24 protein-coding genes are annotated in these 25,963 nt (G+C 68.3%); 5 read left to right on the forward strand and 19 right to left on the reverse strand.

Annotation, left to right across the window (positions count from 1 at the left end):
• Positions 1–90: 90 nt before the first annotated feature.
• Positions 91–1,212 (forward strand): RICIN domain-containing protein, encoded by a 1,122-nt coding sequence (locus tag ACQPY0_RS42655; RefSeq protein WP_432974306.1) that lies wholly within the window; start codon positions 91–93, stop codon positions 1,210–1,212.
• A gap of 54 nt (positions 1,213–1,266) precedes the next feature.
• Here ACQPY0_RS42655 and ACQPY0_RS42660 read toward each other — a convergent pair whose 3' ends face one another.
• Positions 1,267–1,824 carry a hypothetical protein gene (locus ACQPY0_RS42660; RefSeq protein ID WP_432974308.1) on the reverse strand — a complete coding sequence of 186 codons (558 nt, stop codon included), beginning with the start codon at positions 1,822–1,824 and terminating at the stop codon, positions 1,267–1,269.
• A 228-nt stretch (positions 1,825–2,052) separates the two neighbouring features.
• On the opposite strand from ACQPY0_RS42660, the gene ACQPY0_RS42665 reads away from it, so the two are divergent.
• Entirely contained in the window at positions 2,053–3,330 is a 1,278-nt protein-coding gene (locus ACQPY0_RS42665; RefSeq protein ID WP_432974310.1) for an IS701 family transposase, read from the forward strand.
• Here the strand turns inward: ACQPY0_RS42665 and ACQPY0_RS42670 are convergent.
• Together ACQPY0_RS42670 and ACQPY0_RS42675 are read right to left on the reverse strand one after the other, a co-directional pair.
• Positions 3,251–3,931 (reverse strand): response regulator, encoded by a 681-nt coding sequence (locus ACQPY0_RS42670; protein WP_432974312.1) that lies wholly within the window; start codon positions 3,929–3,931, stop codon positions 3,251–3,253. The genes ACQPY0_RS42665 and ACQPY0_RS42670 overlap by 80 nt on opposite strands.
• Positions 3,924–5,873: a sensor histidine kinase gene (locus tag ACQPY0_RS42675; protein ID WP_432974314.1), complete on the reverse strand. Its 1,950-nt coding sequence runs from the start codon at positions 5,871–5,873 to the stop codon at positions 3,924–3,926. The genes ACQPY0_RS42670 and ACQPY0_RS42675 overlap by 8 nt, the downstream gene beginning before the upstream one ends.
• A 212-nt stretch (positions 5,874–6,085) precedes the next feature.
• Between ACQPY0_RS42675 and ACQPY0_RS42680 the strand changes: the two genes are divergently transcribed.
• Complete coding sequence (locus tag ACQPY0_RS42680; RefSeq protein ID WP_432974316.1) at positions 6,086–7,612, forward strand: serine hydrolase domain-containing protein; 1,527 nt, start codon at positions 6,086–6,088, stop codon at positions 7,610–7,612.
• Here the strand turns inward: ACQPY0_RS42680 and ACQPY0_RS42685 are convergent.
• The 15 genes from ACQPY0_RS42685 to ACQPY0_RS42755 form a co-directional block, all read right to left on the reverse strand.
• Complete coding sequence (locus tag ACQPY0_RS42685) at positions 7,529–8,638, reverse strand: glycerate kinase (protein ID WP_432974318.1); 1,110 nt, start codon at positions 8,636–8,638, stop codon at positions 7,529–7,531. The genes ACQPY0_RS42680 and ACQPY0_RS42685 overlap by 84 nt on opposite strands.
• Positions 8,635–9,387 carry an SDR family NAD(P)-dependent oxidoreductase gene (locus ACQPY0_RS42690; protein ID WP_432974320.1) on the reverse strand — a complete coding sequence of 251 codons (753 nt, stop codon included), beginning with the start codon at positions 9,385–9,387 and terminating at the stop codon, positions 8,635–8,637. The genes ACQPY0_RS42685 and ACQPY0_RS42690 overlap by 4 nt, the downstream gene beginning before the upstream one ends.
• Entirely contained in the window at positions 9,384–10,199 is an 816-nt protein-coding gene (locus ACQPY0_RS42695) for a cyclase family protein (RefSeq protein WP_432974322.1), read from the reverse strand. The genes ACQPY0_RS42690 and ACQPY0_RS42695 overlap by 4 nt, the downstream gene beginning before the upstream one ends.
• Complete coding sequence (locus tag ACQPY0_RS42700) at positions 10,199–11,128, reverse strand: DMT family transporter (protein ID WP_432974324.1); 930 nt, start codon at positions 11,126–11,128, stop codon at positions 10,199–10,201. Before ACQPY0_RS42700 ends, ACQPY0_RS42695 begins: the two co-directional genes overlap by 1 nt.
• Positions 11,129–11,785 carry a GntR family transcriptional regulator gene (locus ACQPY0_RS42705; RefSeq protein WP_432974326.1) on the reverse strand — a complete coding sequence of 219 codons (657 nt, stop codon included), beginning with the start codon at positions 11,783–11,785 and terminating at the stop codon, positions 11,129–11,131.
• Positions 11,782–12,999, reverse strand: coding sequence for an ABC transporter permease (locus ACQPY0_RS42710; RefSeq protein WP_432974328.1), 1,218 nt, complete (start codon positions 12,997–12,999; stop codon positions 11,782–11,784). The genes ACQPY0_RS42705 and ACQPY0_RS42710 overlap by 4 nt, the downstream gene beginning before the upstream one ends.
• Positions 12,996–14,159 (reverse strand): ABC transporter permease, encoded by a 1,164-nt coding sequence (locus tag ACQPY0_RS42715; protein WP_432974330.1) that lies wholly within the window; start codon positions 14,157–14,159, stop codon positions 12,996–12,998. Before ACQPY0_RS42715 ends, ACQPY0_RS42710 begins: the two co-directional genes overlap by 4 nt.
• Positions 14,159–15,685, reverse strand: coding sequence for an ABC transporter ATP-binding protein (locus tag ACQPY0_RS42720; protein ID WP_432974332.1), 1,527 nt, complete (start codon positions 15,683–15,685; stop codon positions 14,159–14,161). The genes ACQPY0_RS42715 and ACQPY0_RS42720 overlap by 1 nt, the downstream gene beginning before the upstream one ends.
• Positions 15,678–16,721: a BMP family lipoprotein gene (locus ACQPY0_RS42725; RefSeq protein WP_432974334.1), complete on the reverse strand. Its 1,044-nt coding sequence runs from the start codon at positions 16,719–16,721 to the stop codon at positions 15,678–15,680. The genes ACQPY0_RS42720 and ACQPY0_RS42725 overlap by 8 nt, the downstream gene beginning before the upstream one ends.
• 30 nt (positions 16,722–16,751) lie before the next feature.
• On the reverse strand, positions 16,752–18,176 hold the full coding sequence (locus ACQPY0_RS42730; protein WP_432974336.1) for an amidohydrolase: 1,425 nt from the start codon (positions 18,174–18,176) through the stop codon (positions 16,752–16,754).
• Positions 18,176–19,183 carry a DUF1152 domain-containing protein gene (locus ACQPY0_RS42735; RefSeq protein ID WP_432974338.1) on the reverse strand — a complete coding sequence of 336 codons (1,008 nt, stop codon included), beginning with the start codon at positions 19,181–19,183 and terminating at the stop codon, positions 18,176–18,178. The genes ACQPY0_RS42730 and ACQPY0_RS42735 overlap by 1 nt, the downstream gene beginning before the upstream one ends.
• On the reverse strand, positions 19,180–20,178 hold the full coding sequence (ilvC, locus tag ACQPY0_RS42740; protein ID WP_432974340.1) for a ketol-acid reductoisomerase: 999 nt from the start codon (positions 20,176–20,178) through the stop codon (positions 19,180–19,182). The genes ACQPY0_RS42735 and ilvC overlap by 4 nt, the downstream gene beginning before the upstream one ends.
• A 48-nt stretch (positions 20,179–20,226) precedes the next feature.
• Positions 20,227–21,609 carry an aldehyde dehydrogenase family protein gene (locus ACQPY0_RS42745; RefSeq protein WP_432974342.1) on the reverse strand — a complete coding sequence of 461 codons (1,383 nt, stop codon included), beginning with the start codon at positions 21,607–21,609 and terminating at the stop codon, positions 20,227–20,229.
• A gap of 348 nt (positions 21,610–21,957) precedes the next feature.
• Positions 21,958–22,218, reverse strand: coding sequence for a hypothetical protein (locus ACQPY0_RS42750; protein WP_432974344.1), 261 nt, complete (start codon positions 22,216–22,218; stop codon positions 21,958–21,960).
• 432 nt (positions 22,219–22,650) lie between these two features.
• On the reverse strand, positions 22,651–23,148 hold the full coding sequence (locus ACQPY0_RS42755) for a winged helix-turn-helix transcriptional regulator (protein ID WP_432974346.1): 498 nt from the start codon (positions 23,146–23,148) through the stop codon (positions 22,651–22,653).
• Positions 23,149–23,221: 73 nt separating this feature from the next.
• On the opposite strand from ACQPY0_RS42755, the gene ACQPY0_RS42760 reads away from it, so the two are divergent.
• Entirely contained in the window at positions 23,222–23,818 is a 597-nt protein-coding gene (locus ACQPY0_RS42760) for a dihydrofolate reductase family protein (RefSeq protein WP_432974348.1), read from the forward strand.
• Between the two features lie 80 nt (positions 23,819–23,898).
• A complete protein-coding gene (locus tag ACQPY0_RS42765; RefSeq protein ID WP_432974350.1) occupies positions 23,899–24,627 on the forward strand; it encodes an MBL fold metallo-hydrolase in 729 nt (242 codons plus the stop codon).
• 98 nt (positions 24,628–24,725) lie between these two features.
• Here ACQPY0_RS42765 and ACQPY0_RS42770 read toward each other — a convergent pair whose 3' ends face one another.
• Positions 24,726–25,952 (reverse strand): RNA polymerase sigma factor, encoded by a 1,227-nt coding sequence (locus ACQPY0_RS42770; RefSeq protein ID WP_432974352.1) that lies wholly within the window; start codon positions 25,950–25,952, stop codon positions 24,726–24,728.
• Between the last annotated feature and the right edge of the window lie 11 nt (positions 25,953–25,963).

The raw sequence follows: 25,963 nt of genomic DNA on the forward strand, positions 1-25,963 counted from the left end.
GATTGAAACATTTCAATCGATAGCCGCTTCAGGCTAGCACCGTCGATACCCGGAGGGCCAGTACCCGGCCCGCCCAAGACATCGAAGAACATGCTAGGTCTTGACAGGCAGTCGGACGTCACCCCGTCCGGCGGCGCGTACGGCCTGACCCTGCAGCCGAACCGCATCTACACCGTCACCACCACAACCGGGCAGGGCAAGGGCACCGCGGCGAGCCCGGCGAGCCACGGCCTGGCGCTGCCGTACACCGACACCTTCGACGACTACGCACTGCGCAAGCAGCCCCGCTACACCGAGGACATGCAGGGCTCGTTCGAGACCCGCGCCTGCGCCGCCGGCCGGTCCGGTACGTGCCTGCAGCAGGTCGCCCCGCAGAGGCCGATCAACTGGCAGGACGACAGTGACGCCTATACCCTGATCGGCGACCCGGCCTGGACCAACTACACCGTCAGCCTGGACGTGAACATGCAGCAGGCCGGCACCGTCACCCTGCTCGGCCGGGCCGGCACCCAGCTGCGGCCGCAGAACCGGCAGGCCGCCTACCAGCTGCGCGTCGCGAACACTGGCGCCTGGTCGATCGTCAAGCACACCACCGCGAACACGGACACGACGCTCGCCTCGGGCAGCCGGCCGGCGCTCGGGCTCGGCACCTGGCACAACCTGCGGCTCGACTTCTCCGGCGGCCAGATCACCGCTGCCCTCGACGGCACCACTCTGGGCACCGCCAGCGACTTCTCGTACGGCAGCGGTCAGGCCGGCGTCGGGGTCATGGGCTACCAGACCGACCAATTCGACAACCTGGCCATCACCGCGAACTCCGGCCCCGTGCTCAGCGTCCTGCGCGGCGCCGAGTCGGGTCGCTGCGCCGACGTGCCCGCCCTGTCGCAGACCAACGGCACGCAGCTGACGCTGTGGGACTGCAACGGCGGCGCCAACCAGACGTTCGTCCTCACCGCCGCCAAACAACTCCAGGTGTACGGCACGAAGTGTCTCGACGTCGACGGCGCGAGCACCGCCGACGGGGCCAAGGTGCAGATTTACGACTGCAACGGCGGGACGAACCAGCAGTGGAACGTCAACGCCGACGGCACCGTGGTCGGGGTAGGGTCCGGCAAGTGCCTGGACGCGACCGCGCACGGCACCGCCAACGGCACCCTGCTGGAGATCTGGACCTGCAACGGCGGCGACAACCAGAAGTGGGCTCGGTCATAAGACGCCTGACGCCGCGCCGGGCCCGCCACCGGTTCGTGGCGGGCCCGGCCGGGTTCAGCCCTTGACGATGTGGTCGTAGCGGATCGGGTGGTAGCCGTCGTTGCGGATGTCTCGGACGTTTACGCGGACGTGGTTCATGTCCGTGGCCGTGCTGCCCTCCTCGTAGTACCAGAAGTCAGCGTGCGTGCTCGCGTCCACCCACTTGTCGAACAGGCGCACGTGCTCCGTGGCCAGGTTGCCGGTGGTCTTGAGCAGCGCGTCGCCGGGCAGCAGGTCGTTCCAGTTGATGGTGTGCGAGACGTCCGTGAGTGTCTGGGTGTTCCGGCTGCTCGTCAGCTTCCAGGTCATCGAGATGAAGCCTGAGCAGTCCGGGCGGTACTTGCGGCCGTGGTTCTCGTCCCACACCCAGGTGCTCTCGTCGAGGTTCTGGCTGTACGGCACGTTGCGGTCGTACCAGTCCTGCGCGCGGCCGATGACGATGCTCCGCTTGACGTCCCCGCCGTAGCCGGTGGCGGCCGCGGCCGGGTTCTGTGCCAACAGCAGCGACGCCGCGACCGCGACGAGCGCGGCGATGACGCCGGCCCGCGGGCGGCGGGCGATCATGCTCCACATGGGTATGCGAATCCCTTCGGTCGAAAGCGAGTTTTGCGTCGAGGAATTGATTCGAATCACTGGACTTTCGCAGTTTTTGATGAGGGGTCGGCGGTGGGTGTGACACGCCGGGTGGCCTGGGAGTGCGTGATCTTGGGGTGAGATGACGGAAGCATCGACGGTCCTTGTACCACTGTCGTTGCCGAAAGTGATCCGTCGATGCTTCCAGGAGTCAGCCTACCGATCTCGTTGCGTCGGTTGTTGGACGCCTTCGGTGGGTGTTTCACGGCGCCGACGTTCGGGGTCTTCTCCGCGATGGTCGTCGGGTTGGTCGCGCAGACCGGGCAACGTACGGTCTGCGGGATGCTCACCGGGGCCGGGATGGCCACGTCCTGGTCGCATGATCGGGCGCACCGGTTCTTCTCGACCACGCGTTGGGCCATCGACCAGATCGGCCTGACGGTGTTCGATCTGGTCCTGACCCACCTCGTCGCCGACGGCGCCGATCTGCACCTGGCGGTCGATGACACCGCGCATCGCCGTCGGGGTAAGAAGGTCCACGGCGTCGGATGGATCCACGACGGCTCGGCGCCCGCCCGGAACAAGCTGGCGTTCGGTCACCGCTGGGTGGTCGTCGGGGTGATCGTGCGGCCCTCGTTCCTGTCCCGGCCGTTGTGCCTGCCGGTGTTGTGCCGGCGCTGGCAGGGCAAGGGCACCGCCTCTACCGTGGAGTTGGCCGCCTACATGATCACCGTCATCGCCGCCCGGACGCCGGGCCGGCGGGTCCACGTGGTCGCCGACGCCGCGTACCACGGCCATGGCCTGCGGGACCTGCCCGCCACCGTGACATGGACGACCCGGCTGCCCCGCAACGCGGTGGTGTATCACCGCGCACCGGCCCGCAGCGGTAAACGGGGCCGGCCACGATTGAAAGGCGCCCGGATCGGTACCCCCAGCGAGGCCGCCGCCACCGCGGTGTGGCAGACGGTGTCCGTGACGCGTTACGGGCGGGTCGACACCGTGCGTATCGCGGTCCTCGACTGCCTCTGGTACGGGGTGTTCGGGCCCCACCCGGTACGGATGACCCTCGTGCGTGACCGAGAAACCGGGCCGATGCTGGCCCTGATCACCACTGACCTGAGCGTCACCGCCGCCGATCTGGTGGCCCGCTACGCCGCCCGGTGGGCGATCGAGGTCACGTTCTTCGACACCCGCCAGACCCTCGGCGTCGGACAGGCCCGTAACCGCACCGCGGAAGCCGTGAACCGCACCTGGGCGTTCGGGATGTACGTCTACACCCTCGTCGTGCTCTGGTATGCGCTGTACGGTCACCGATCCGGGATCGTCGCCGACCGCCGCATCCACGCACCCTGGTACCTGTCGAAAACCGACCCGTCGTTCACCGACATGCTCACCGCGCTACGACGCACCCTCATTGCCGCTCGATTTATGGGCTCCCGCCCAGCTCAACCCACCAACGCAGAAATCCGGCAGGTCCAGCGAGCATGGGCACTCGCAGCTGCATAGACCGCGAAAGCCGAGCGTTCTTCTCGACGGCCGATACCGACAAATGCAGCGAGCGGGCGATACCGACGTTGGACTTGCCCAGGGCCATCTCACCGAGGACCTCCCGCTCGCGCGAGGTGAGCCCGCCAGTTGGGTTACGGTGACGGGCGACACGGCGGGCAATCAGTCCGTCGACGACCTTGGGGTCGACCACCGAGCGACCCTGTACGACCGCCCGGATCGCGCCGACCAGGTCGTCGAGGTTTCCGATCCGGTCCTTCAGCACGTAGGCGAGTCCCTCGCTGCCGTGCCGGAACAGCTCGAAGGCGAACAGCGCGTCCTGGTACTGCGACAGCACCACGACCCCGGTGTTCGGGTGCTCGGCACGGACGCGGTGTGCCGCGTCGATGCCCTCAAGCCCGGCCCGGAATCCCGAACCGGGCATGCGGATGTCGGTGACGATCACGTCCGGCTGGAACCGGCGCACCGCGTCCAGCAGCTCATCGGCGGTGCCGACCGCGGCGGCGACGCTGACCTCGCCGGAGGTTTCCAGCAACTGCCGGAGTCCTTCCCGGACGAGGTAGTGGTCGTCGGCGACCACGGCGCGGGCGCGATCAGCCATCTACCGGTATCCAGGCATGCACGTGGGTCCCCTTTCCTGGCGTGCTCCGCACCCGTAGATCCCCGCCGAGCGCGATGAGCCTGTCCGTGAGCGGGCCGAGGCCGCGCCGAGTTGCCGCGCGAGGATCGAATCCTGCCCCATCGTCGCAAACGTCGAGTAGGAGCCGGCTGTCCCGGTGCGCCAGCCGTACCTCGGCACGGGTCGCCTCGGCGTGCTTGAGCACATTGGCCAGCGACTCGCCGATCGTAAAGTACGCCGCGCCTTCGATGTCGTCGGGAAAGCGCCGCTGGCGCAGCGCACCGTCGACGGTGACCGTGACGTCGATGGGCAGCCGGGCGCACCGCTCTTCCACCGCCTCGACCAGACCGCCCTGGGCCAGCGCGGTCGGGTGGATTCCCGCAGCCAGTTCCCGGAGATCCTCGAGCGTCGCCCGCGCCTGCTCTCGAAGCCGTATCAGGGTCTCGGGGCGTGGGCCGGCGGCGCGGGCCAGTTCCAGGCCGGCGATCAGCGCGACCAGCTGTTGCTGGACACCGTCGTGGATGTTGCGCTCGATTCGCCGGCGCTCGGTCTCCTGGGCGTTGACCAGCCGGGCAGCCAGGCGGGAACTGCGTAGGGCAAGGCCGGCCTGGGCCGCCAGGGCCGCGATCAGGTTCCGGTCCCGATCCGCGATCCTGCCCTCGATCTTGGGGCCGGTCGACAGGTGACCCACGGCCTTCCCGTCACTACTGATCGGCACCGTGAGGGCCGGCAGGCCCGCCACCGCGCCCGCCTCGGCCCGCGTGCCGTCCTGCAGTTCGACCGCGACCCAGGTCGTCCCGAGCGCGGACTGCGCGACGTGGACGAGGTGCTGCAGCTGGCTGCCCGACTCGGTCAACGAGTTCAGCGTCGTGCTGGTCTCCGCGAGCAGTTCGGCCGCCGTGGGGCGAACCCCGAAGACGAGCCGGTCCGCGAGCGTCTCCAGCCACGTGCGCACGGGCTGGAACACCAGCGTGACGGCAACGGCAAGGGTCACCGCCACCGCGACCGGCAACCGCTCGCCGGCGGCGACTCCGAGCGCGGTGGCCACCGCGACGTAGATCAGCGCTATCGCGGACCACAGCAGGCCGTAGGCCAGCGACTTGCGGACGACGACGCGGATGTCGAGCAGGTGATATCGCACAACCGCGACACCCACGGCGGCTGGTACCGCGCCGAGGACGGACAGCACGGCGAGCCAACCGAGATGGGCCGGCACGTAAGCGCCGTCGATGCCCAGGATGACGATGAAGCCGGACAGGTTGACGAGGATTCCGGCAGTCATCCAGAGTATCTGGCGCCGCTCCGCCGGTGCCGCCCCGCGCCAGCGGACGAACAGTCCGCAGAGCGCGCCGACCGCGATCACGGGCGTCAACACCGTACTCACCGTTACCGCGACCACCGCCACCGCGCCGGCTACGCCGGGCAGCGCGAGCGGATTCGCCAGCGGTACGTCTTCGTCAATGACGCCCGGGACGAATGCGACGCCGAGCGCGTGGACGGCAATGCAGGCGCCACCCGCCCAGGCCAGCGGCCTCCACCGCGGGGACGGCAGCCGGCCGTCCGGGAAGAGCAGCGGAATGAAGATCCAGACAAGCCCGTAGTGCGCGCTGTACAGCGCCGCACCCGCAACCGCGACGCCAAGGCCGGGCGCGTGCGTTCCGCTCCTGGTGACCTGCAGGAGATAGCCCACCGCCAGTCCGCCGACACCGAAACAGAAAGCCGACGCGAGCATGAGCCAGCCGTACGGGTTGGCCGGCCGGCGACTCGCGATGAGCCAGCCGAGCGCCGGTAGCGGCATCCCGATCGCGGCGAAGACCCACTGGGACACCGGAACGGGTACGCCGGTTTCGAGCACGCTGCCGGTCACCGTGCCGGCTGCGGCCGTCAGGGCGATCACCGCGGCGAGAAGGCGCTTGCGGTCCACGGCGTGCATGATGCCAGCCGCCGGCGTCGTGGTGGCATGACGCTGTCGCGATGTGGCGTTCACGAGGCCCAAGCATGCCGGTACGAGAGGCCACGCATCCTGTGGTTATCCACAGGTCCGCTCCGGTTGCCCGCCGGGTGATCCGCGGTGGTCTGTCTGGTTCGATCCCGGCCTCGGCACTCCTACCTTCGACGGACGGAGGTGGAACCCTGATGAGGACCACAAACGCCCGACAGCCGGCACCGAACCGCCGGACCCGGGGAATCCTGATCGTCTCGGCGGTCGCGGTGGCGCTGCTGCTCGCCACCCCGGTGATGCCGCGCGGCATTCGGCTCGGCGACGAGAGCACCGGCGACGCGGCGCTCGCCCAGGCCGTCCGAGCGGCTGCCTGGCCGTCCGCCGGGCATCTGGGACTGTCCGTCGCGTTGATCGAGAACGGCACCATCCGGACGGCTGGGCTCGGCACGACCCGCATCTCGGGGGGCAGGCCGGTCGACGACCGGACCCATTTCGAGTTCGGCTCGGTCACCAAGACGATGACCGCCATGATCCTCGCCGACATGGCCGCCAGGAACGAGGTCAGCCCGCAAACGACGGTCAGTGAGATCTTCCCGGACCAGACCTTCCGTGACCCGGCGGTCGCGGAGACCTCGCTGGAAGAACTCGCCAGTCATCGCTCCGGCATCCCCGGCATCCCGCCATCGATCAACGACCCCGCAAACGTCCTCGGCAGCGTGCTCGGCGGCAACCCGTACGCCGGCCAGACCGTGCGGGACGTCGTGGACGATGCGGCGGGTTCGACGGCCGCCCGCAAGGGCGAGATCGTCTACTCCAACCTCGGGTTCGCGTTTCTCGGGCAGGCGCTTGCCACCCGGGCCGGGATCAGCTACCCGGATCTGCTGCAACGCCGGATCCTCGACCCACTGGGCATGCGCGACACCGTCGTGATCACCGATCCCGCCAAGGTGCCGGCCGACTACGCCCGCGGCTACATCACCTCGGGACACGAGACCAAGACGTGGTCCAGCGAAGGGTACGCCCCGACCGGAGCCGGCGGCTGGAGCACCAGTGCGGACCTCGCCCGCTTCCTCTCCGCCACGATCGACGGAACCGCCCCGGGAGCGGATGCCACCCGTCCCCGGTGGCGCATGCCCGACGGCAGCCAAATCGGTTACGCGTGGCGGACGACGGACGGCATCACCTGGCATGACGGCAGCACCGCAGGGTTCTCCAGCTTCGTCGGTTTCGACCCGGAACTCAAGCGCGGCGCCGTCGTCCTCGCAAACACCTCCGCCCCGGTCGAGTACATCGGGCTGCAACTGCTCGGCAGGAACGGACCAACCCGATCCGAATCGCTGACCGCCCAACTGCCGATGGCGGCCCTGACCGTGCTGTGCCTGCTGGCCGCGGCCCGCACCCTCGAGGTGGTCGCCCGCGGCCGGGCGCGGCGGCTGCTGCCCGAGCCCGACCGGCTGAAGGTCGCCTCGATGACCTGGCGCGCGGTCGTGTTGCTGAGTGTCGCCTGGACCGTCGGCTCCTGGAAGATCCTCTGGTCACCGCTGTGGGTGCTCGCCGCGGCGCTGTTCGCCGGCGGGGCAATCATCGGTGTGCTTCGCTGGCCGCACCTTCCCACCGCCCGCGCCCCACGCCCCCGGCTACGGTGGATCACAACCGTCGCCTCCCTGCTGCTGTGGACGGCCGCCGCCGTCGTCGTCGCCACCGGTTGGATCGCCCGCTGATGGCCCGCCACCAGACCTACGATGAGCATCCTCGCCACGGCCCGCCGCGAGGTCCGCTGCCACCCGCACACCGGCCGCGCGCAGCGCCTTCTCGTCGCCTGCGACAAGGACGCTATCGATGCCGAGCTGTCGTGCCAGCGTGCTCCTGAGATCACACCGGCCCACGATCGCGATCACTGGTTTGCCCGCGCTGCGGGCCGCGACCACGCCAACGAGTTTGCCGTCGATCGACTGAATGTCCAACGCGCCCTCCCCGACCACGATCGCATCCGCCTCGGCCACCAGCTGGTCGAACGACACGAGGTCGAGCATGGCGTCGGCTCCCGAACGCAACGGCGCGTGGTATGCCGCCCAGAGTGCACCTGACAGTCCGCCGGCGGCGCCGGTTCGGGCGACGCCCCGCGGGTCGCGCCCGAACCGCCGGCGGTACTCCTCCGCCAGGCGATCGAGCCGGTCGGACAAATGTGCCACGGTGCGCTGGTCCGCTCCCTTCTGGGGACCGAACACGCGGGCGGCGTCCGCGAATGGGACAGTCGTATCTGTCAGCACCTCAATCTGCGCTCCGCGGAGTCGCTCGATCGGTCCGATCGCGGCTAACGCTCCGGCGCCCCCGTCCGTGGTCGCTGACCCGCCACTGGTGACGATGATCCGTTCGGCGCCGACGTCCACTGCCGCGAGTATCAAGTCACCGACGCCGTGCGTTGAGGCATCGATCGCTTCGCTCGGTGTTCGCCTGGTGAGATGAAGGCCGCATGCCTGGGCCGACTCGATCAGCGCGAGCCGTCTTGCCGGGAGGAAGGCCCAGTTCGCTTCCACCTGGCCATGTAGAGGGTGACGGACCGACGTGGTGCGGCGTTGTGCGCCCCAGGCTGCCAGCACCACGTCGAGCGTCCCCTCGCCCCCGTCGGCCAATGGCAGCTCGACGGCCTCGGCACCGGCCGCGCGCAGACCGTCCGCCACCAGCTGCGCGACCTGGGTCGCGCTGAATGTACCTTTGAAAGAGTCCGGAGCTACGAGCACTCTCATCGCGCCAGGTAGCCTCCGTCGACGGGGAGCACGACGCCGGTGACGAAGGATGCCGCGTCCGAGACCAGGAATGCGATCACTGCTGCCACTTCGTCGGGCTCCCCGAGCCGGCCCATCGGGTGGGCACCCGCCATCCGCTCGCGGAACTCGTTGTCCAGGGCGAGCACGGATTCGGTCGCGATCGTTCCGGGTGCGACCGCGTTCACCCGGATACCGCGATGGGCCCATTCGACGGCGAGATGTTTGGCCAGGCCGCTGGCCACGAATTTCGCGGGTCCGTAGGCGGCCTGCGAGGCCTGACCCGCGAGCCCGGAGATCGATGACAGGCAAACGATCGAGCCGCCACGGTGCTGCATCTCGGCGATGGCCGCCTGACAGCTGAGGAACATGCCACGGGCATCGATCGCGTGGATTCGGTCCCAGTCCGCGGCGTTGATCTCGAGGACCGAGCCCGGAACGACCACGCCGGCGTTGGCCACGAGAGCATCGATGCGGCCGTAGGCGCGAACGCACGCCGCTACCGCGTCTCGGGTGTGGGATTCCTCGGCGACGTCGCCGACCACGCCAACCGCCTGGCCGCCGGTGTCGCGTACGGCGCGACACAGACGGTCGAGTCCCGCTTCGTCGACGTCTGTCAGAACCAGCGGCGCTCCGGCACGCGCGAAGTAGCGGGCGGTGGCTGCGCCGATCCCCCGGGCTGCGCCGGTGATGACACTCGCTTTTCCGGTCAGATCGATGGGGGCGGTCATCGGGCCGCCTGCCCCGCAACGACCGCGATAGCGCGAACCGGGGAGCCGGTACCACCGCGAAGCTTCAACGGCATGGCCATGAAGTAGCTGCCCCGCACCGGCAGTGCCGCCAAGTTGGCCAGGCCCTCCACGAAGACCAGGCCGTGCGCGAAGCCGATATCGTGCACCGGGCCGCCGTTGCCTGCTGTACCGATGCTCGGAGCGTCCGTACCGACACACCTGACGCCACGCTCGACAAGAAGCTGCATGGCCGCCTCGGTCAGCGCCGGCCACCCCGGGGCCGCCCCCGCGAGAGGATCTCGCACGTAGCGGCGGCCGGCATCGTCCGCGCGGTAGTGCACGTCCCAGCCGGTGCGCATCAGGGGCACCGTCTTGGGTCCGAAGCGCCCATGGGCCCGCTCGAAAGCAGTGAGAAGCTCGGCGCTCACCACTGGTGCCGGCGCATCGGCGCTGCCGCCCATTCCGGTCGCGTCGACCACTACCGCTTCGCCTCGCACCTGGTCCAATGGAACCTCCCGCACCGAGACGTCACCGTGCACACCTGCACTCGGCAGCCCCGAGTCCGGCGGTGCCACGCCGTGGGTCGGTGCATCCAGATGCGTTCCGGTGTGCTCGTCGATCGTCATCCACCGCGTCTGATACGACCCAAGTCGACCACTGAGTGGCGGGTCGGCGTCCGGCCGGTGTTCGAACCAGTTGCCGATCTGATGGGTGAACGGCATGTGGCCGGGCCACACACACGGCAGGTCCTGCGCCAGCTCAAGTGACAGGTCGACGATCTCGCTCGACGTCAGGGTCTCCAGGAGAGACATCAACGCACCTCCTCTGCTTGGTTCTTCGCCGGCCGGCCACGGCGCTGGCCAACGACAACGCCGGCGAGCACGATCGCGGCCCCGACTGCGGCCTGCGGGCTGGGCGTCTCCTGCAATACGGCCCAGCCCGCCATCACCCCGACCACAGGCACCATGTACGTCGTCAGCGAGGCTCGGCCCGGGCCCGCTTCACGCACCAGCCAGTAGAAGAGACCGGCCGGGAGTGCTGTGCTGACGACGGCGAGCGTGAACAGGGCGATCACGGGCGCACCTGGCGCACCGACCGGCGACCATCCCCGCACGAGCATCACCACGCCCACCACCGCGGCGCCGATCATCATCTGCACAGCCGCAGTCGCTACGCCGGAGGCGGCACTCAGCCGGGACCTACCGGCCAGGACGAAGGAGGACGCGTAGGACAGGGCAGCGCCGAAAAGAGCCGCTCGTGCACCCCACGAGCCGTCGCCGGCGACTCCGACCATCACGACCACGCCGATGAACCCCACCCCGGTCCCGATCAACCTGGCGGCACCCGGTCGTCGTTCCGCACCGCTGACCAGCGCAAGCGCGACGGTCAGCACCGGGACCGTCGCATTGAACAGAGCCGCGGTTGAGGATGGAACCTGCCGCTGCGCCAGAGTCACCAAGGTGACCGGTAGCGCAGCGTTCAGGATGCCCATGGCCAGTAGCAGGCGCACTGGCACCGATGCCAGCGATGACCAACTCTTCGTGAATGTGGCGAAAACCGCCAGCACGAACGCGGCGATCGCAAGCCTCCCGGAGGCGACCTGCATGAAGGAGAACTGGCGCAGCGACACCGCCGTGAACAGGAAGGCAACCCCCCACATCGACCCGACGGCCACAATGCCGGCTGCCGTGGTCACCCCGCCGCGGCCGAAATACCGAGCCGACACAGCCGCCTCGGCCACCTAGTCGCTCCTTCCGACGAAGGATTCGACACCGGTGCTGATGTGCGTGGCGATCTCACGCTCGGCATCCGCGTGGTTGCCGGACTCCAAGACCTCGATGATGCGCAGGTGTCGCTCCGGAAGGCCCTCCGGATCGGCGTAGGAGCGGTTGACCGCAAGGGTTGCCAGGGTCAGCTGCGCTCGCATTGAGTTCCACGTCGCCATGAGCAGGTCGTGCCGGCCCGCCTGGCACATGCGCTCGTGGAACTCGATGTCGAGCTCACGGGCCTGGTGAGCGTCGCCGCTTTGCACGGCGTCGCGCATCCGGTCCACGATCGCCCGCAGATCCGACAGGTCCTGTGGTGTGCCGCGGTCGATGACGAGGGTGACCGCGAGCTTCTCCAGTGCGATGCGCAGCAACGAGATCTCGCGGACGTCCGGCGTCGTGACCACCTGATACCCGCGGGTTCCGAGCTGCTCGATGAGACCCTCTTGCTGGAGCTGGCGCAGTGCCTCGCGCACCGGTGCCCGGCTGGTACCGAGGCGTTCGGACAGGCTGCTCTCGGTGATCCGATCGCGGCTGGTCAGTTCGCCGCTGAGCAAGGCATTGCGCACACGCTTGTAGACCTCTTCGCGCAGGCTCGTCCGTGCGAAGGGCACATCGAGATTGCTGGTCACCGCTCTCCTCTTCGGTAAGGCCGCCCGACATCCGCCGGCCCGACGACTCGGCCCACGACTCCGGCGACAGCGACAATGGTGACTAGGTACGGCAGTGCTTGAAAAATTGAGGATGCCGCCGGCGTGAGGTCCGGCACCCGGAGCACGAGAGCTTGAGCGAATCCGAACAGCAACGATGCGGCGAGTGCGCCGAACGGTCTCCAGGCGCCCAGGATCATCGCTGCCAGCGCGATGTAGCCTCGACCGTTGGTCATGTTCTCGTTGAACCCGCCGACAAATCCCAGGGACAAGTAGGCTCCGCCGAGCGCGGCGAGGCCGCCGGAGACGAGCACGGCGAGGAACCGCGTGCGGATGACAGGTACACCGACGGTGTCGGCGGCGGATGGCTTCTCACCGATCGCTCGCACGCGCAGTCCGCCCGAGGTACGGAACAGGAACATGTGGATGGCCACGGCGGATACCAGGCACATCACAATCATGAGGTTGACGTCGGCGAAGGCGCGCCCCCACGAGCCCCACGACGCGATGGGCAGCGAGATGTTGGGGATCTTGTCCAACTCGTCCGGCGATCCACCAGTGCCGAATGCCTGCGCGATCCCGTACCCGGTGAGGCCGATCGCCAGAAAGTTGGCGCCGATACCGGCCACCACCTGGTTAGCGCCAAAGAGCACCGTGAACAGCCCGAAGAAGGCGGCAAGAACCGTTCCCGCGGAGACGCCCGCCAGCACGCCCACCAGCCAGCTGCCACTGTAGTGCGCGCCGAGCACGGCCGAGAACGCGCCACTGAGCATCATGCCCTCGAGACCGATGTTCATGACGCCGGCCCGTTCGCTGACGACTCCGCCGAGGGCGGCGAAGGCAATCGGGGTCGCCACGACCAGCGTCGAAGCCAGGAGAGCCGGCCACCCGAACACGACCTCGAGGGTGTTCAGGTCCACCCCGGTCATCAGCGTGCCGACGACGCCACCAGCGATCGCGACTCCGGCCGCGAGCAGCGCGCGTCGACCTTGGCCGGCACGGAAGCCGACGACACCGGCGATCGCTCCAGTAGCGCCGAGGACCGCGGGTATCAGCGGAGTCCGTACCGCAGCCGGCGGTACACTCACCCACAGTGCGACCACGGCCAGCGCGAACGCCGTGACGGTAGAGCGACGGGGGTCCATCACCGCGCGTTTCTTGATGACGCTTGTGATATCGAGCGGCGACGAGGTCATGCCTGGACCTTCCTGTGCATGAGGCGGGAGCGCACACGGGCGATGAACCCGTTGGCCCGGGCCGCATCGAGGCTCACCAGGACGATGATGAGGCCCTGCCCCACCATTGCCAGGTACCCGGCGAGCTCGACAGGGTAGACGGTCGGGTCGAGGTTGCGTACGGACGTGCCGGACAGGAGCACCGAGAACAACGCGGCACTGAAAAAGATCCCGACCGGGCTGTTGCGGCCGAGCAAAGCAACGGCGATGCCGACGAAGCCCAGTTGGACGCCCTGGAGGTCGCTGGTCACGATCCGCAACTGCCACCCGAGTACATCCATCGCTCCAGCGAGACCTGCGAATACGCCTCCGACCACCATGGCACCGGCGTAGCGCCGTGCTACGGGGATACCGAGGTATCGCGATGCTTCGACGTTGACCCCAACGGCCCGAGTCTCGAAGCCCACGGTGCTGCGATGGTAGAGCAGCCACATCAGGAACAGCACGACCGGTACAACGACGATACCGGCATGCAGGCCCTGCAGAGCCGAACTGCCCCAGATCACGGGAATCCGCGCCTGGCGGACGACGTCCTCAGAGACCGGTTGCGTCGGCTGGGCGGAGTTCTGAAAGGGGCCACCGAGACCAAAGAGGTAGCTGCCTGCCCAGATCGCCACGTAGTTGAGCATGATCGTCACCACGACCTCGTTGGTGCCTACGTAGGCGCGAAGTACGCCGGCGACGGCTGCCCACACTGCACCCGCGGCGACACCGGCGAGCACCGCGAGCGGAAGGTGAATCAGCGCGGGCAGACCTGTGAACCACGAGCCGACCAGCGCCGCGGAGAACGATCCGAGCAGGTACTGGCCGGTGCCTCCGATGTTGAACAGTCCCGCCCGCAGCGGAATCGCCACCGCGACGCCGAGCAGCACCAGTGGTACGAACATGATCAGAGTCTGCTGGAGTCCGAAGGCCGCCGACGTTCTTTCCCCGGCACCGAGCCAAGGGACGAACCACTGCAGGCCGGAACCGGACAGGATCGCTCCGTATGTCTTGATCGGGTTGCCGCCGGTCAACGCGATCAGGACCGCACCGGCAAGCGCCGCGATCGCGACCACGCTCAGGGAGCCCAGTGCGATCCGGAACCCATCAGCGGCCCGGCCACGAATGTGCGCGCCCATCACGCCGCCCCTGTCATGCCGGCCATGGCAAGGCCGATCAGCTCGTCTGCGACGTCTGGAGGGAACTCCGCGACGATGCGCCCCTCGTACATCACCAGGATTCTGTCGGAGAGTGCTCGCAGCTCGTCCAACTCGAAGGACACCAGAAGGATCGCCGTTCCGGCCCGTTGCTGCTCGAGTAGCTGGCCGTGTACGAATTCGATCGCGCCGATGTCGAGGCCGCGCGTGGGCTGCGCCGCGATGAGCACAGCTGGAGAGGATTCCAGCTCTCTGGCAATGACCACCTTCTGCTGATTGCCGCCCGACAGGGCCGACACCGGTGTTTGCGGACTCGGGCCGCGGACGTCGAACTGGCCGAGCTGTCCTTTGGCGAATATGTTCACCTTCCTCGGCGAGAGCCACCCGCGCCAGGACAGCGGCCGGGAGCGGTAGCGGCGCAGGGCCAGGTTTTCGGCGACCGAGAACGGCAGCAACAGCGCACGTCGATGCCGGTCCTCGGCGATGTAGCGCACACCCGCACGCAAAGCGCCTCGGACACCTCCGATCAGTGCCTGCCCGTCTACCCGGATCGTGCCTGAGACGCAGGAGCTCATTCCTGCGATCGCAGCGACCAGCTCACCCTGACCGTTGCCGTCGACGCCGGCGATACCGACGATCTCGCCCGTGCCCACCTCGAGGTTCACACAATCGACTGCCCGGTCGCCATGCGCACCGCTCACCACGAGATCACGAACCTGTAGCCGCGCCTCACCGGCGGCCGCCGGTTTCTTGATCTTCTCCAGGTCGACAGCACGTCCCACCATCATCGTCACCAAGCCGTCGACGGTGGCTTCGGATCTGTCGACAGTGCCGACGAGTGCTCCGCGGCGAAGTACGGAGATCCGGTCGGCGACGCTCATCACCTCGCGCATCTTGTGGGTGATCAGCACGACCGAGTGACCCCGCGTTCGGAGCGACCGGAGAACGTCGAACAGGCTCTCGGTCTCTGCCGTGGTGAGCACGGCCGTCGGCTCGTCCAGCACGATGACCCGAGCACCGCGAAACAGCGTCCGCAGGATCTCGACACGCTGCTGCTCGCCCACTGCGAGTCCGCTCACCACCCGGCGTGGGTCCACGGGCAGGCCCTGCCGCTGCGCGAACTCGGCGACGGTGTCCTCGATCCTTCTGCGATCGAGGCGACCAAGCGCTCCGTGCGGTTCAGCGCCGAGGACGATGTTCTCGGCGACCGAGAGGGTCGGCACCAGCATGAAGTGCTGGTGCACCATGCCGATACCGGCGTTGATCGCCGCCCGGGGTGAGGACAACTCGACTCGGTGTCCACCCACTTCGAAGTGGCCTTCGTCGGGCTGCTCCATGCCATAGGCCATGCGCATCAGAGTCGTCTTGCCCGCGCCGTTCTCGCCGAGGAGGGCGTGAACCTCGCCAACGCGCACGTCGAGGGACACGGCGTCGTTGGCCGTCACCTCTCCATAGCGTTTGGTGATGCCGCACGCGGCGAGGGCGACCGTGCCGGTCGAGTCAGCCATTGGCACCGTCGCTTTCCTTAGCGATCGCGCCGTCGCGCAGCTTCTTCTCCTGGGCATCGACCTTGTCGCGGACGTCCTTCGGCACCAGCGGGCTGATCGTCCCGAGCCCGACCGCCCCGTCCGCGATCGTGAACAGCCGGTCGGTGCCACCCTTGAACTCACCGTTGCGGAGCCCCCGAATGACCTCGAAGACGGCGATGTCGGACTTCTTCATGGCGCTGGTCAGAACGTGGTCACCGAAGTTCGACTGGTCCGCGTCGCTGCCGATCGCGTACGCGCCCTTTTCGATAGCAGCCTTGAGCGCGCCGACACCGCAGCCGCCGGCAGCCTGGAAGACGACCAGAGCACCTTGCTCGATCTGGTTGTCGGCCAACTGGCGACACGGAGCGGGATCACTGAAGGTCTCCGAGTGTCCGCTGATGACTCGAATAGCAGGATCCACAGCCGCGGCGCCGCGCTTGAAACCGTCCATCCAGCTCTCGACCGGAGGGATGGACTGGCCGCCTACTGAGCCGAGTGCGGCATTGGGCCCGCCCTTGCCCTGAACGAACTGGGCGGCGAGGTAGCCCGCCAGGTAGCTGGCCTGGTCCTGCTTGAACGGCATCCCCAGAACATTCGGGTGCTTCTTCGCGAAGACACTCACCGACACGTCGAGGATGGCGAACTTGGTGTCCGGGAACTGGTCCGACACCGTTTCCACGGCCTGGATCTGGTTGAACCCGGAGGCGATGACGAGATCGAACCCTTGGCGAGCCAGCGAGGTCAGGTTCGGGACATAGTCAGCGTTCGACTTGGACGTCAGCACCCGGGTCTCGACGCCGAGTTCCGACTGGGCGCGTTTCATCCCCTCGTTGCCGAGGCTGTTGAAAGACCGGTCGTTGATGCCACCGGCATCCACGACGAAACCGACACGAAGTTTGTCTGCATCGGCGGAGTCACCGCCGTGCGAAGCGCCACATGCCCCGAGGCTGAGCACCAGCGCGGCGCTCGCCGCCACGGCAGCGAGACGGTGCGTGAACGTGGACAGATGCTGCATCCAAGGCTCCTCTCAGTTCACGTCGGGAGGTCAGGCCCGGCCAGGATCTGGCCGGGAGTCGGAATGGCGGTTCGAGTCCCCCGTCGTGTTCCCGGCTGCGTGCCCGGGAAGTGCCCCGGGAGGGTTGGCGGACCTCCCGGTGCCCACCGAATCGATGTGCAGCAGCAGGTCGGATGCGGCTCGCCGCACAGCCTCCTGGGCCTCATCGAGTTCGATGGTCAGAACCCGCCCGTTGACCATGAGCGGGACGCCATCGACGACGGTGTGACGTACGTCGGCCGCGCTCGCGGCGAACACCACCTGCTCGACGACGTTGCCTCCCGGGCCGGTCAGAACCGGCCAGAGGTGCGGCGCTCGGAGGTCGATGACGGCAATGTCGGCGCGCTTTCCCACTTCGAGAGAGCCGATCTGGTCGGCCAGGCCCAGCGCCTCGGCGCTGCCCATCGTCGCCAGCCGTAGCGCCTCGCGGGCTGACAGCGCAGTGGCGTCCGAACGGCTCAGCTTTTGCAGCAGAGAGGCGGTGCGCAGCTCGCTGAGCATGTCGAGTCGGTTGTTGCTGAGGACCGAGTCGGTACCGAGTCCGACTGCGACACCATTGGCGCGCAAGTCCTCGATCGGGGCGATACCGGAGGCGAGCTTCATGTTGCTCGACGGGTTGTGCACGACACTCGCGGCATGGCGCGCGAGCATTTCCTGGTCCCGCGGGGTCAGCCAGACGCCATGGGCCGCGACGAGCCCGTCCAGCACGCCGAGGCCGGCCAGCCACTCCACGGGCCCGACGCCTTCACGCTCGGTGATGCCCGCGACCTCGACCTGGGTCTCGCACAGATGGGTGACGACCCGGCCGCCAACCTCATCGGCGAGACGACGTGCGCGCAGATATCCCTCGGCCTCCACCGTGTACGGCGCGTGCGGCCCCACCCAAGCCGTGATCCGGGAATGCCGCTGAGCAGCGAAGTCGCGGACGAACGACTCGGCCTCTTCCCAGGACTCTCCGATGCCCGAGCCGATGTCCATGATCTGGGGTGCCAGGATGGCGCGCAGGCCCGACCGGTCGACCACGTCGACGACTGTTCGTGGATGGCGATACATGTCGAGGAAGGTGGTGGTTCCACCGCGGATCATCTCGAGCTGGTTCATGAGCGCCGCGGCTCTGGTGTGCTCGGCGCGCAGTGCATGTTCCATCGGGAAGCACAGCAGCTCAAGCCAGCGCTCGAGTGGCTCGTCCTCGCGGGTGCCGCGCAACAGGCATCCGTGAGTGTGACCGTTGACCAGTCCGGGGATCACGGCGCACCCGGTGGCGTCCAACTCGGTGTCGCCCTCGTGCTCGAGTTCGGATCCGATCGCAACGATCCGTCCGGAGTGGATCGCGATGTCGTGATCGTCGAAGACCGACCACGCGGCATCGACGGGCACTACGGTCCCGCCTCGGATGACCAGATCGACGGCCGCCATCAGCCGGCCCGCGGGGCACGCAAGGCCGCCTCGGTCAGCAGCCTGGTCTCTGGCACAACGCCGAGCAGCGACTCGAACAAGTCCTCGGCCTCCGCGACTGTTGCCGTCTTGGCGAGCTGCTCGACCACACGACACACCTCCGCGACCATCACCTCCGGGTCGAAGAACAAGGTGACGGCAGCAAGCGGGCTCACCCGGACCGGTGTTCCCCAGGGACTCCCGGTAGCGACCTGGTGCCATCCGAAGCCGCCGCGCGCGGCTACTGGCACGAGCACACCGACCGGGTCGGCGTACGAGGCGATTGCGGCCTCGAGCTCGATCACGTCGCGCTGGGTGACGCCGATCGCGCCCAGGTACCCGCCCGCGGCCGCAACGCGGCCGATGTTCCTCTCGAGATCCTGCTCGAGAAGCTCGCCGTCCAAGCCGTAGCCGCCCAATCCGAACACTCTGGCGCATGGGGCGCCGAGCAGCACCCCCAGGGAAAGGAAGTCGACGAAGGCCGTCTTCGCCGGGTTGGGTTCCTCTCCGGAGAAGAAGGTGTCCGAGCCGATGTCGGAGGCGACGACTATGTCGATGCCTTCGCTCTTCACGAACGATTCGAGGCTGCGCCGGGCTGCCGGTACGCCGTCCCCGAGCCCGATCACAACGGCGCGCCGACCGCTCTGTTCCACGAGCACGGCCTCGGCGGTTTGCCGGCCCCGAAGCCGGGTCGTGGCCGAAACCTCGACGAGCTGGTCCGCGTGTTTGATGGTCTCGGTGAGCTCGTCCAGGGCAAAGATCTCGGCGCCGAGAAGCACGGTGGCCGGATCGGTCGGCACGTGTCCATCAGCGGTCATCCACGCGCCGCTGACCCCGCCCAGGATCACCTCACCCACGCCCAGGCGCTGAAGGTGGTTCGCAATCGGAATGCCCTGGAAAGCATCCCCACCCCCACCGTTGCCCCAGACCAGAACCTTCCGGGCTCCCGCAGCCAGCTCATCGAGCGACGGGCGAGGCGGCCTGCTCACGATTGCCGCCCATCCAGGCCCATGGCCGAGCGGAGCCCCCGCTCGGTGCGGAACACAGGGTGCTGGGCGTAGCGCTCACGCAGCTCGTCGATGCGCGTGTAGTCACCGGACTCGACCTCAGCGAGCTCCCGCGCGAAGGAACCGTCGCGAATCTGGCCGAGAACGGCCTTCATGGTCTCCTTGATCTCCGGAGGGCTGACCCGCGGCACGCGCGAGAGCTGTCCGTACCTACTCGCCGGCGAGTGATAACTGAGCTGTCCGAGGACACCGATCTCGTAGGCCGCGCGCTGCACTTCAACGAGCTCGCCGGAAGCGAACAGCTCGAGCGAAACGACCTCGGGGTCGTAGCCGGCCTCGGTGAGCGTCTCGAACGAGGCCATCAACGCTCCGAGCATCGCCGCGCCGCCGATCTGCTCGCCGTAGAGGTCGGTGACGGTCTCCTCCTCGAACGTCGTCTCCCAGATGCCCCGCTGACCGCTGCCGATGGCCGCGGCGAGAGCGACGGCGGTTGCCAGGCCATTCCCGCTGACGTCGCGATGCGCCGCGACGACCGAGACGAACCCCTCTCCCGACTCGTACCGGCGACGAACCCCGTCACCGATCATCTTCGGCGCGATCAGCAGCACGTCGAGGTCCGCGCGCGGTTCGATGAGCCCGAAGTGCACGTCGTAGCCGTGGGCGAAGGTGAGCGCGCTGCCTTCGCGGATGGCCGGTTCGATGTGCTCCCGGTAGACACCCGGCTGAACCTCGTCCGGGAGGATGACCATGACGATGTCGCCCCGAGCCGCGGCGTCGGCGATGTCGAGCACCTCCATGCCGTCGGCACGCGCGATGTCGCGGTACTCGTCGTCCCGATTGCCGATGACGACCGAGGCGCCGGAGTCACGCAGATTGAGCGCCTGCGACCTCCCCTGGTTTCCGTAACCGATCACGGCCACCGTTCGATCCTCGAGGATCGACGGGTTGACATCGGCCGAGGTGAAGCGTCGTGACATAACAGAGAACCCTTTCGATGAGGGAATCGTCGTTGTGGTCGGGTTGGATCAATTGCCGGATGCGGCGGGGAACGAGGACAGGTCGTCGCCGCGGTTGAAGAACACCCCGGTGCGGCGGAGGTAGCTGTCGAGGCCGACCGGTCCCAGCCCTGACTGCTTCTGCCCTGCGGCCGGAGCCTCCAGGACACCGGGGCTGAACCACCGGTTCACGTACACCTCACCCACACGCAGGGCTGCGGCCACCTCCCAGGCCAACCCCACGTTGCCGGTGAAGACCCCGGCGGACAGCCCATACCGGGTGTCGTTGGCGGCATGGATCGCATCCGATACGTTGGCAAAGCGTTCGATGGTCACGACCGGGCCGAAGACCTCAGCGCGCAGCAGTGAGTGCCCCCGGGGCAGGTCGGTGACGACCGTTGGCGGGACGAAGGCGCCGACCGAGCGGCCGTCCTGGTAGGCACGCCCACCACTGACGACCTGACCATCACGCCAGGCCAGCTCGATGGCGCCCCAGACCTTGTCGGCGTGGTCGCGACCGACCAGGGTGCCCATCTCGGAGTCGACCGCGAGCGGATCCCCCACCCGTATTTCCTCGGCGTGACGGGCCAGGGCCGCGACGAAGTCGTCGTGCCTTGTCTCCGCCACCAGGACGCGGGAGGACGCGACACACACCTGGCCCGCGTTCGCGAATCCGCCGATCGCAGCCCAGTGCGCCGCAGCCTCGATGTCTGCGTCGTCCAAGACCACGAGTGCGTTCTTGCCACCGAGTTCGAGCGTGACCGGTCGAATGCTTCGAGCCAGACTTGCGAGAATCCGGCCACCGGTCTCGGTGCCGCCGGTGAACGACACCGCGTCGACGCCGTCGTGCGCGACCAGCTCCGCGCCCGTCCGACCATCGCCGTAGATGACGTTGACCAGGCCGGGCGGCAGGTCTGCTTCCACGGTGAGCTCGGCGATCCGCGCGAATGTCAGCGAACCCAGCTCAGAGGGCTTGAAGACCGCGGCGCATCCGGCGGACAGGATAGCCGCCAGCCGCTGCACCCCCGTCCAGATCGGACCGTTCCACGGCAGCAGCTCGGCCACAACGCCCACCGGCTGCACCAACTCGTGGTACACGTGATCCGGCGCGAGGACACCGGTCGTGGACGGCAGCACCCGAAACCGGGACGCCGCCATCTCGAGCGCCTCGACCGCGATCGCGAGGTCGTTGGCCAGGGTGTAGGAGACGGCCTTGCCAGTGTCGCGCGCCTCGAGTTCGGCCAGCTCGCCGGCCCGCGCGTCCAGAAGCTCTGCGAGACGACGCAGACGGAGACCGCGGTCCTTCGGCGACATGCGCCGCCAGACGCCGGAATCGAAGGTACGTCGGGCGGCGGCAACCGCGTCGTCGATGTCCCGACTGCTGGCGTGTGGGAGCCGACCGACCTCCTCCAAGCTCGACGGGCTGACCGAGACGAAGTCGTCGTCCGCGGCATGACCTCCCAGAACCCCGTCGATCAGTGACGAGCGGCGTGCTGTGTCCGTCATGTGTTTCCCTTCATTTCCGTCGACAGTCGTCTGGATCCTGTCGACAGACGGGACAGTAGTGGCCGGCGGCCGGAGCGACAAGACCCCTCGGGGAAATGCGCCCAACGTGCGCCTTTGATCTAGCCCGTGGCGTTTCGCGATGTACTTGCGGTTCGTTGCGCACCCGCTCGGGACCCACCCAGAGCCAGGGAAGCGTCTGCGCCGCAGCGGCCGGACCGACGGCGTTGCGTCTGCCGAGAATGGCATCCGAGCAGCTCAGGCCGCATGCTCGTACTCGTGCGGGGTTCCAAGTGTCAGCACGCGTAGCTCGAGCCATGTGTCGATGTCGCCGGCGATCCGCGAGAAGTCGAAGAAGAGGAACGAGCCCGTGATCGACTCGCCGTCGTCAACGTTGGCGTCGAACGCAAGGTTCGCGCCGGCCGACAGGTCGGCCAGCGACTTGACCAGCGCATCGAACAACACGGAAAAATAGGCTGGCCGCCTTCCCCACGCGGGGATCGAGAGCACGACGCTCACGGCGTGCGGCACGCGGCGCGACTACCACAGCACAGCATGATCACGGTCGATGGCACGTGCTCCTTCGCGAATCGCTGACAGCCCCGGGAGCGCACGTCGATCCGAACGACAGGGTATCGACGGCGAGGACGTCAGCCGCGCTGGCAACAACGGCGGCGCCCCGACGCTGAGCACTCTCCAAGCCGGCGCCCAGAAGGCACTTTGGAGCGCCTTCTGGGCGCTGACTCATGCCGAGCCCGACCTATGGTCATCGATAGGGAACGGCCCAGGACCTATCGGGTCCGCGTTGGCCGGAAACAGGCTGGGTTCGTATCGCCATTCCCCGTCGCACTCGTATCACCCGTCGTTGTCGAATGCCTTTCCGGCGGTGATCGCGCCGGTCGACTTGGCCCGCTCGAGCTCCATGCCGAGGCGGGCCGCGTTCCGGCACCGTTAGTCGACGTGTTCTTGCTCGGCGGCCGCGGCGTAGGCGGCGGCGAGACGCTCGAACGGGCCTGGGCCGTCGTACGGCTTCGGCGGGGCGCCGAGGTGGCGGACGCGGAGTTCGTCCATGAGCTCGTCGATGAACGCCGGACCTTCATCGCGCATGAGCTGCTGCCGGCTCCGCAGCTCGGCGCTGCCGGGGCGCCAGTCGAGGCCCCAGTTGCCGAGTGCGTAGATGATCGGAAGCGTCTGGATGCCGGCTTCAGTGAGGCTGTAGCGAGCGCGCTGTCCCCGGGCGGCGGCGCCGCGGGTGAGAATCCCCGCGTCGACGAGCCGCACGAGGCGGTCGGCGAGGATGTTCGAAGCGATGCCCTCGAGCGACCCGGTGAGCAGCGCCCGGAAGTAGCGGCGGTCGCCGAAGATGACGTCGCGAAGCACGAGCAACGACCAGCGGTCTCCGAGCACCTCGACTGCGGCGTTGATCGGACACCCGGACCGTGGTTCCACGACTCCTCCTTGACAGGTATTGCGCCCACACTATAGTGGTTGCAGAACGCAATCACTATGGGATGGGAAGAGGATGGGCCGCTTCGTTTACTCGATGAACGTGTCCCTCGACCTGCGGATCGAGCAAGTTCCCGGGGACAACGGTGCCGGCGAGTGGCTGCGCATCGGCGAGGAGATGCACCGCGAGGCCAATGCGCAGACGCGGGCGCTCGCGCTCATGGTCCATGGTCGGGTCTTCTACGAGACGATGGAGGAGTACTGGCCGCGGGCGCACGAGGACGCGTCGCTGCCGGACTACATGCGTGAGTACGGCGAGATCTGGACCGCCAAGCCCAAGGTGCTTGTCTCCCGCACCCGCCACGGCGCCGATCACAACACCCGGATCATCGGCGGCGACGACGCGATCGAGCAACTCGCCGCCCTGCGGGCCGGGACCGACGGCAGCATCAGTGTGGGCGGCGCGGCGCTCGCGACACAGCTGCTCCGGGAAGGGCTGCTCGACGAGCTGCTGCTCTGGACCCACCCGGCAATCCTCGGCTTCGGCAGGCCACTGTTCGACGACTACGACGTGCCGATCGAGCTCGACCTGCTCGAGCGGCGATCGTTCGAGCAGGGCGTCACGATGCATCGGTACGCCATCCGGGATGTCAAGGAGGCGAGCTCGTGCTGAGGCAGGTCGCGGACGGGGTGCTGGTCCACGAGAGCGAGTTCTGCCAGAGCAACGCCGTTGTCGTGCAGGGCCGGGGTGGCGTGTTGCTCATCGACGCCGGGGTGCTGGGCGACGAACTGGCCTGCCTCGCGAATGACCTGTCCGATTCGGGCCAGACCGTCGTGGTGGGCTTCTCGACCCATCCGCACTGGGATCACCTGCTGTGGCACCCTGGGCTCGGTGCGGCGCCCCGCTACGGCACGGCCCGCTGCGCGGAAAGTGCCAGGGATCGGCTGTCGAACGGGATCGATGCACGCCGGCTCGGCATCCCCGACGAGGTACCGCTGGATCTGCTCGGCCTGATCACCGGCCTGCCCGCGGATGCTGCCCGAATTCCGTGGGATGGCCCTGAGGTCCGGATCATCGAGCATCAGGCGCATGCCCCGGGCCATGCGGCGCTGTTGATTGCGCAGCGCGGCGTTCTCGTCGCCGGCGACATGCTGTCCGATGTCCTGATCCCGATGCTCGATCTGAACAGCACCGCTGACCCGATCGAGGACTACTTCGCCGCGCTGCGGCTGCTCGACGGCGTGGCAGACGACGTCGATGTCGTCGTCCCCGGCCACGGGTCCATCGGCGGAGCCGATCAGGTACACGCACGGATCGACCAGGACCGGGCCTACGTGTACGCCCTGCGCGACACCCACGATCCCAGCGACCCGCGGGTCGGCCCATCCGCCAAGCCCGGCTGGGAGTGGGTGGCCGGCGTGCACGAACAGCAACTCCAGCGCCTCGCTCAAAGAAGCGAGCACGATGGGACGCCCCGTTAGCGATCGGTGTGCGACACGACGCCAAGATGGAGGACGTCGCATCAGTCGCATGCCGTGATCGGGCCGCGCTGGAGTCGCGGCTGGTCGAGCTGGAGAAGTCAGTCCAGCATGGCCGCCTTGCGCAGCAGGACTGAACGTTCGCGCTGGTTGGCGCACAGCCGGGCCGCCAGCTCCAACTCGGCGCGCGCCTCGGCTCGCCGTCCGAGCCGGGCCAGCAGTTCACCGCGTACGGTCGGAACCAGATGCGAACCGGGGAGCCGGTCCGAGGCGATCAGCTCGTCCACGATGGCCAGGGCCTGCGCCGGACCCGAGGCCATGGCCACCGCGACGGCCCGGTTGAGCTCGACCACCGGCGAGGGCGCGACCCGGCCGAGCGCCTCGTAGAGCACCACTATCCGGTCCCAGTCGGTCGCCTCGACGGAGAGCGCCGACGCGTGGGTGGCGGCGATCGCGGCCTGCAGGCCGTAGGGGCCGAGGCCGCGAGTCGATGCCTTGGCCAGCGCGGCCAGCCCACGGCGAATCGCCGAGAAGTCCCACCGCCGCCGGTCCTGGTCCTCGAGCAGGATCGGCGAACCGTCCGGGGCGGTCCGGGCCGGGAAGCGCGCGGCCGTCAGCTCGCACAGCGCGAGCAGGCCGTGTACCTCCGGCTCCGCCGGCTGCAGCGCGGCCAGCGTGCGAGCCAGCCGGATCGCCTCGTACGCGAGGTCTGGGCGCAGCAGCCGGTCGCCCGACGTGGCTGTCGACCCCTCGGTGAAGATCACGTAGATGACGCTGAGCACGCCGCCCAGCCGCTCCCGGCGCTCGCCGGCCGGCGGCAGCTCGAACGGTACCCCGGCCGCCGCGATCGTCTTCTTGCCCCGGGTGATGCGGGCCTGCACGGTCGGCACGGGTACGAAGAACGCGCGGGCGATCTCCTCGCTGGACAGGCCGCCGACCACGCGCAGGGTCAGCGCCACCTGGGCCTCACGCGAGAGCACCGGGTGGCAGCTGACGAACATCAGCGCCAGGACGTCGTCATCGATCCTGTCGGGGTCGACTTCTTCGTCGACCGCCGAGCCGACCGGCGGGTCGGCCGCCAGCAGGGCATATCGGTCCTGGAGGGCGGTCCGGCGGCGGATCGCGTCGATCGCCCGTCGCCGGGCCGTGGCCATGAGCCAGCCGGCCGGATTCGCCGGAGAGGCGAGCGGCCACGACACCAGCGCCTCGGCCACCGCCTCCTGGGCCGCGTCCTCGGCCAGCCCGAAATCGCCGGTGAACCGGGTCAGCGCGGCGACGATCCGCGCCGACTCGATCCGCCAGACGGCCTCGACATCGGCCGTACCCATCAGATCTGGCC

Source organism: Dactylosporangium sp. CA-233914, assembly GCF_050942935.1.
GTDB lineage: Bacteria > Actinomycetota > Actinomycetes > Mycobacteriales > Micromonosporaceae > Dactylosporangium.

Excerpts from the sequence above, each read along its gene's own strand:
- ACQPY0_RS42655 (WP_432974306.1), top strand. The coding sequence starts at position 91 with ATGCTAGGTCTTGACAGGCAGTCGGACGTCACCCCGTCCGGCGGCGCG.
- ACQPY0_RS42660 (WP_432974308.1), bottom strand. The coding sequence starts at position 1,824 with ATGTGGAGCATGATCGCCCGCCGCCCGCGGGCCGGCGTCATCGCCGCG.
- ACQPY0_RS42670 (WP_432974312.1), bottom strand. The coding sequence starts at position 3,931 with ATGGCTGATCGCGCCCGCGCCGTGGTCGCCGACGACCACTACCTCGTC.
- ACQPY0_RS42680 (WP_432974316.1), top strand. The coding sequence starts at position 6,086 with ATGAGGACCACAAACGCCCGACAGCCGGCACCGAACCGCCGGACCCGG.
- ACQPY0_RS42685 (WP_432974318.1), bottom strand. The coding sequence starts at position 8,638 with ATGAGAGTGCTCGTAGCTCCGGACTCTTTCAAAGGTACATTCAGCGCG.
- ACQPY0_RS42690 (WP_432974320.1), bottom strand. The coding sequence starts at position 9,387 with ATGACCGCCCCCATCGATCTGACCGGAAAAGCGAGTGTCATCACCGGC.
- ACQPY0_RS42695 (WP_432974322.1), bottom strand. The coding sequence starts at position 10,199 with ATGTCTCTCCTGGAGACCCTGACGTCGAGCGAGATCGTCGACCTGTCA.
- ACQPY0_RS42710 (WP_432974328.1), bottom strand. The coding sequence starts at position 12,999 with ATGACCTCGTCGCCGCTCGATATCACAAGCGTCATCAAGAAACGCGCG.
- ACQPY0_RS42715 (WP_432974330.1), bottom strand. The coding sequence starts at position 14,159 with ATGGGCGCGCACATTCGTGGCCGGGCCGCTGATGGGTTCCGGATCGCA.
- ACQPY0_RS42720 (WP_432974332.1), bottom strand. The coding sequence starts at position 15,685 with ATGGCTGACTCGACCGGCACGGTCGCCCTCGCCGCGTGCGGCATCACC.
- ACQPY0_RS42725 (WP_432974334.1), bottom strand. The coding sequence starts at position 16,721 with ATGCAGCATCTGTCCACGTTCACGCACCGTCTCGCTGCCGTGGCGGCG.
- ACQPY0_RS42730 (WP_432974336.1), bottom strand. The coding sequence starts at position 18,176 with ATGGCGGCCGTCGATCTGGTCATCCGAGGCGGGACCGTAGTGCCCGTC.
- ilvC (WP_432974340.1), bottom strand. The coding sequence starts at position 20,178 with ATGTCACGACGCTTCACCTCGGCCGATGTCAACCCGTCGATCCTCGAG.
- ACQPY0_RS42760 (WP_432974348.1), top strand. The coding sequence starts at position 23,222 with ATGGGCCGCTTCGTTTACTCGATGAACGTGTCCCTCGACCTGCGGATC.
- ACQPY0_RS42770 (WP_432974352.1), bottom strand. The coding sequence starts at position 25,952 with ATGGGTACGGCCGATGTCGAGGCCGTCTGGCGGATCGAGTCGGCGCGG.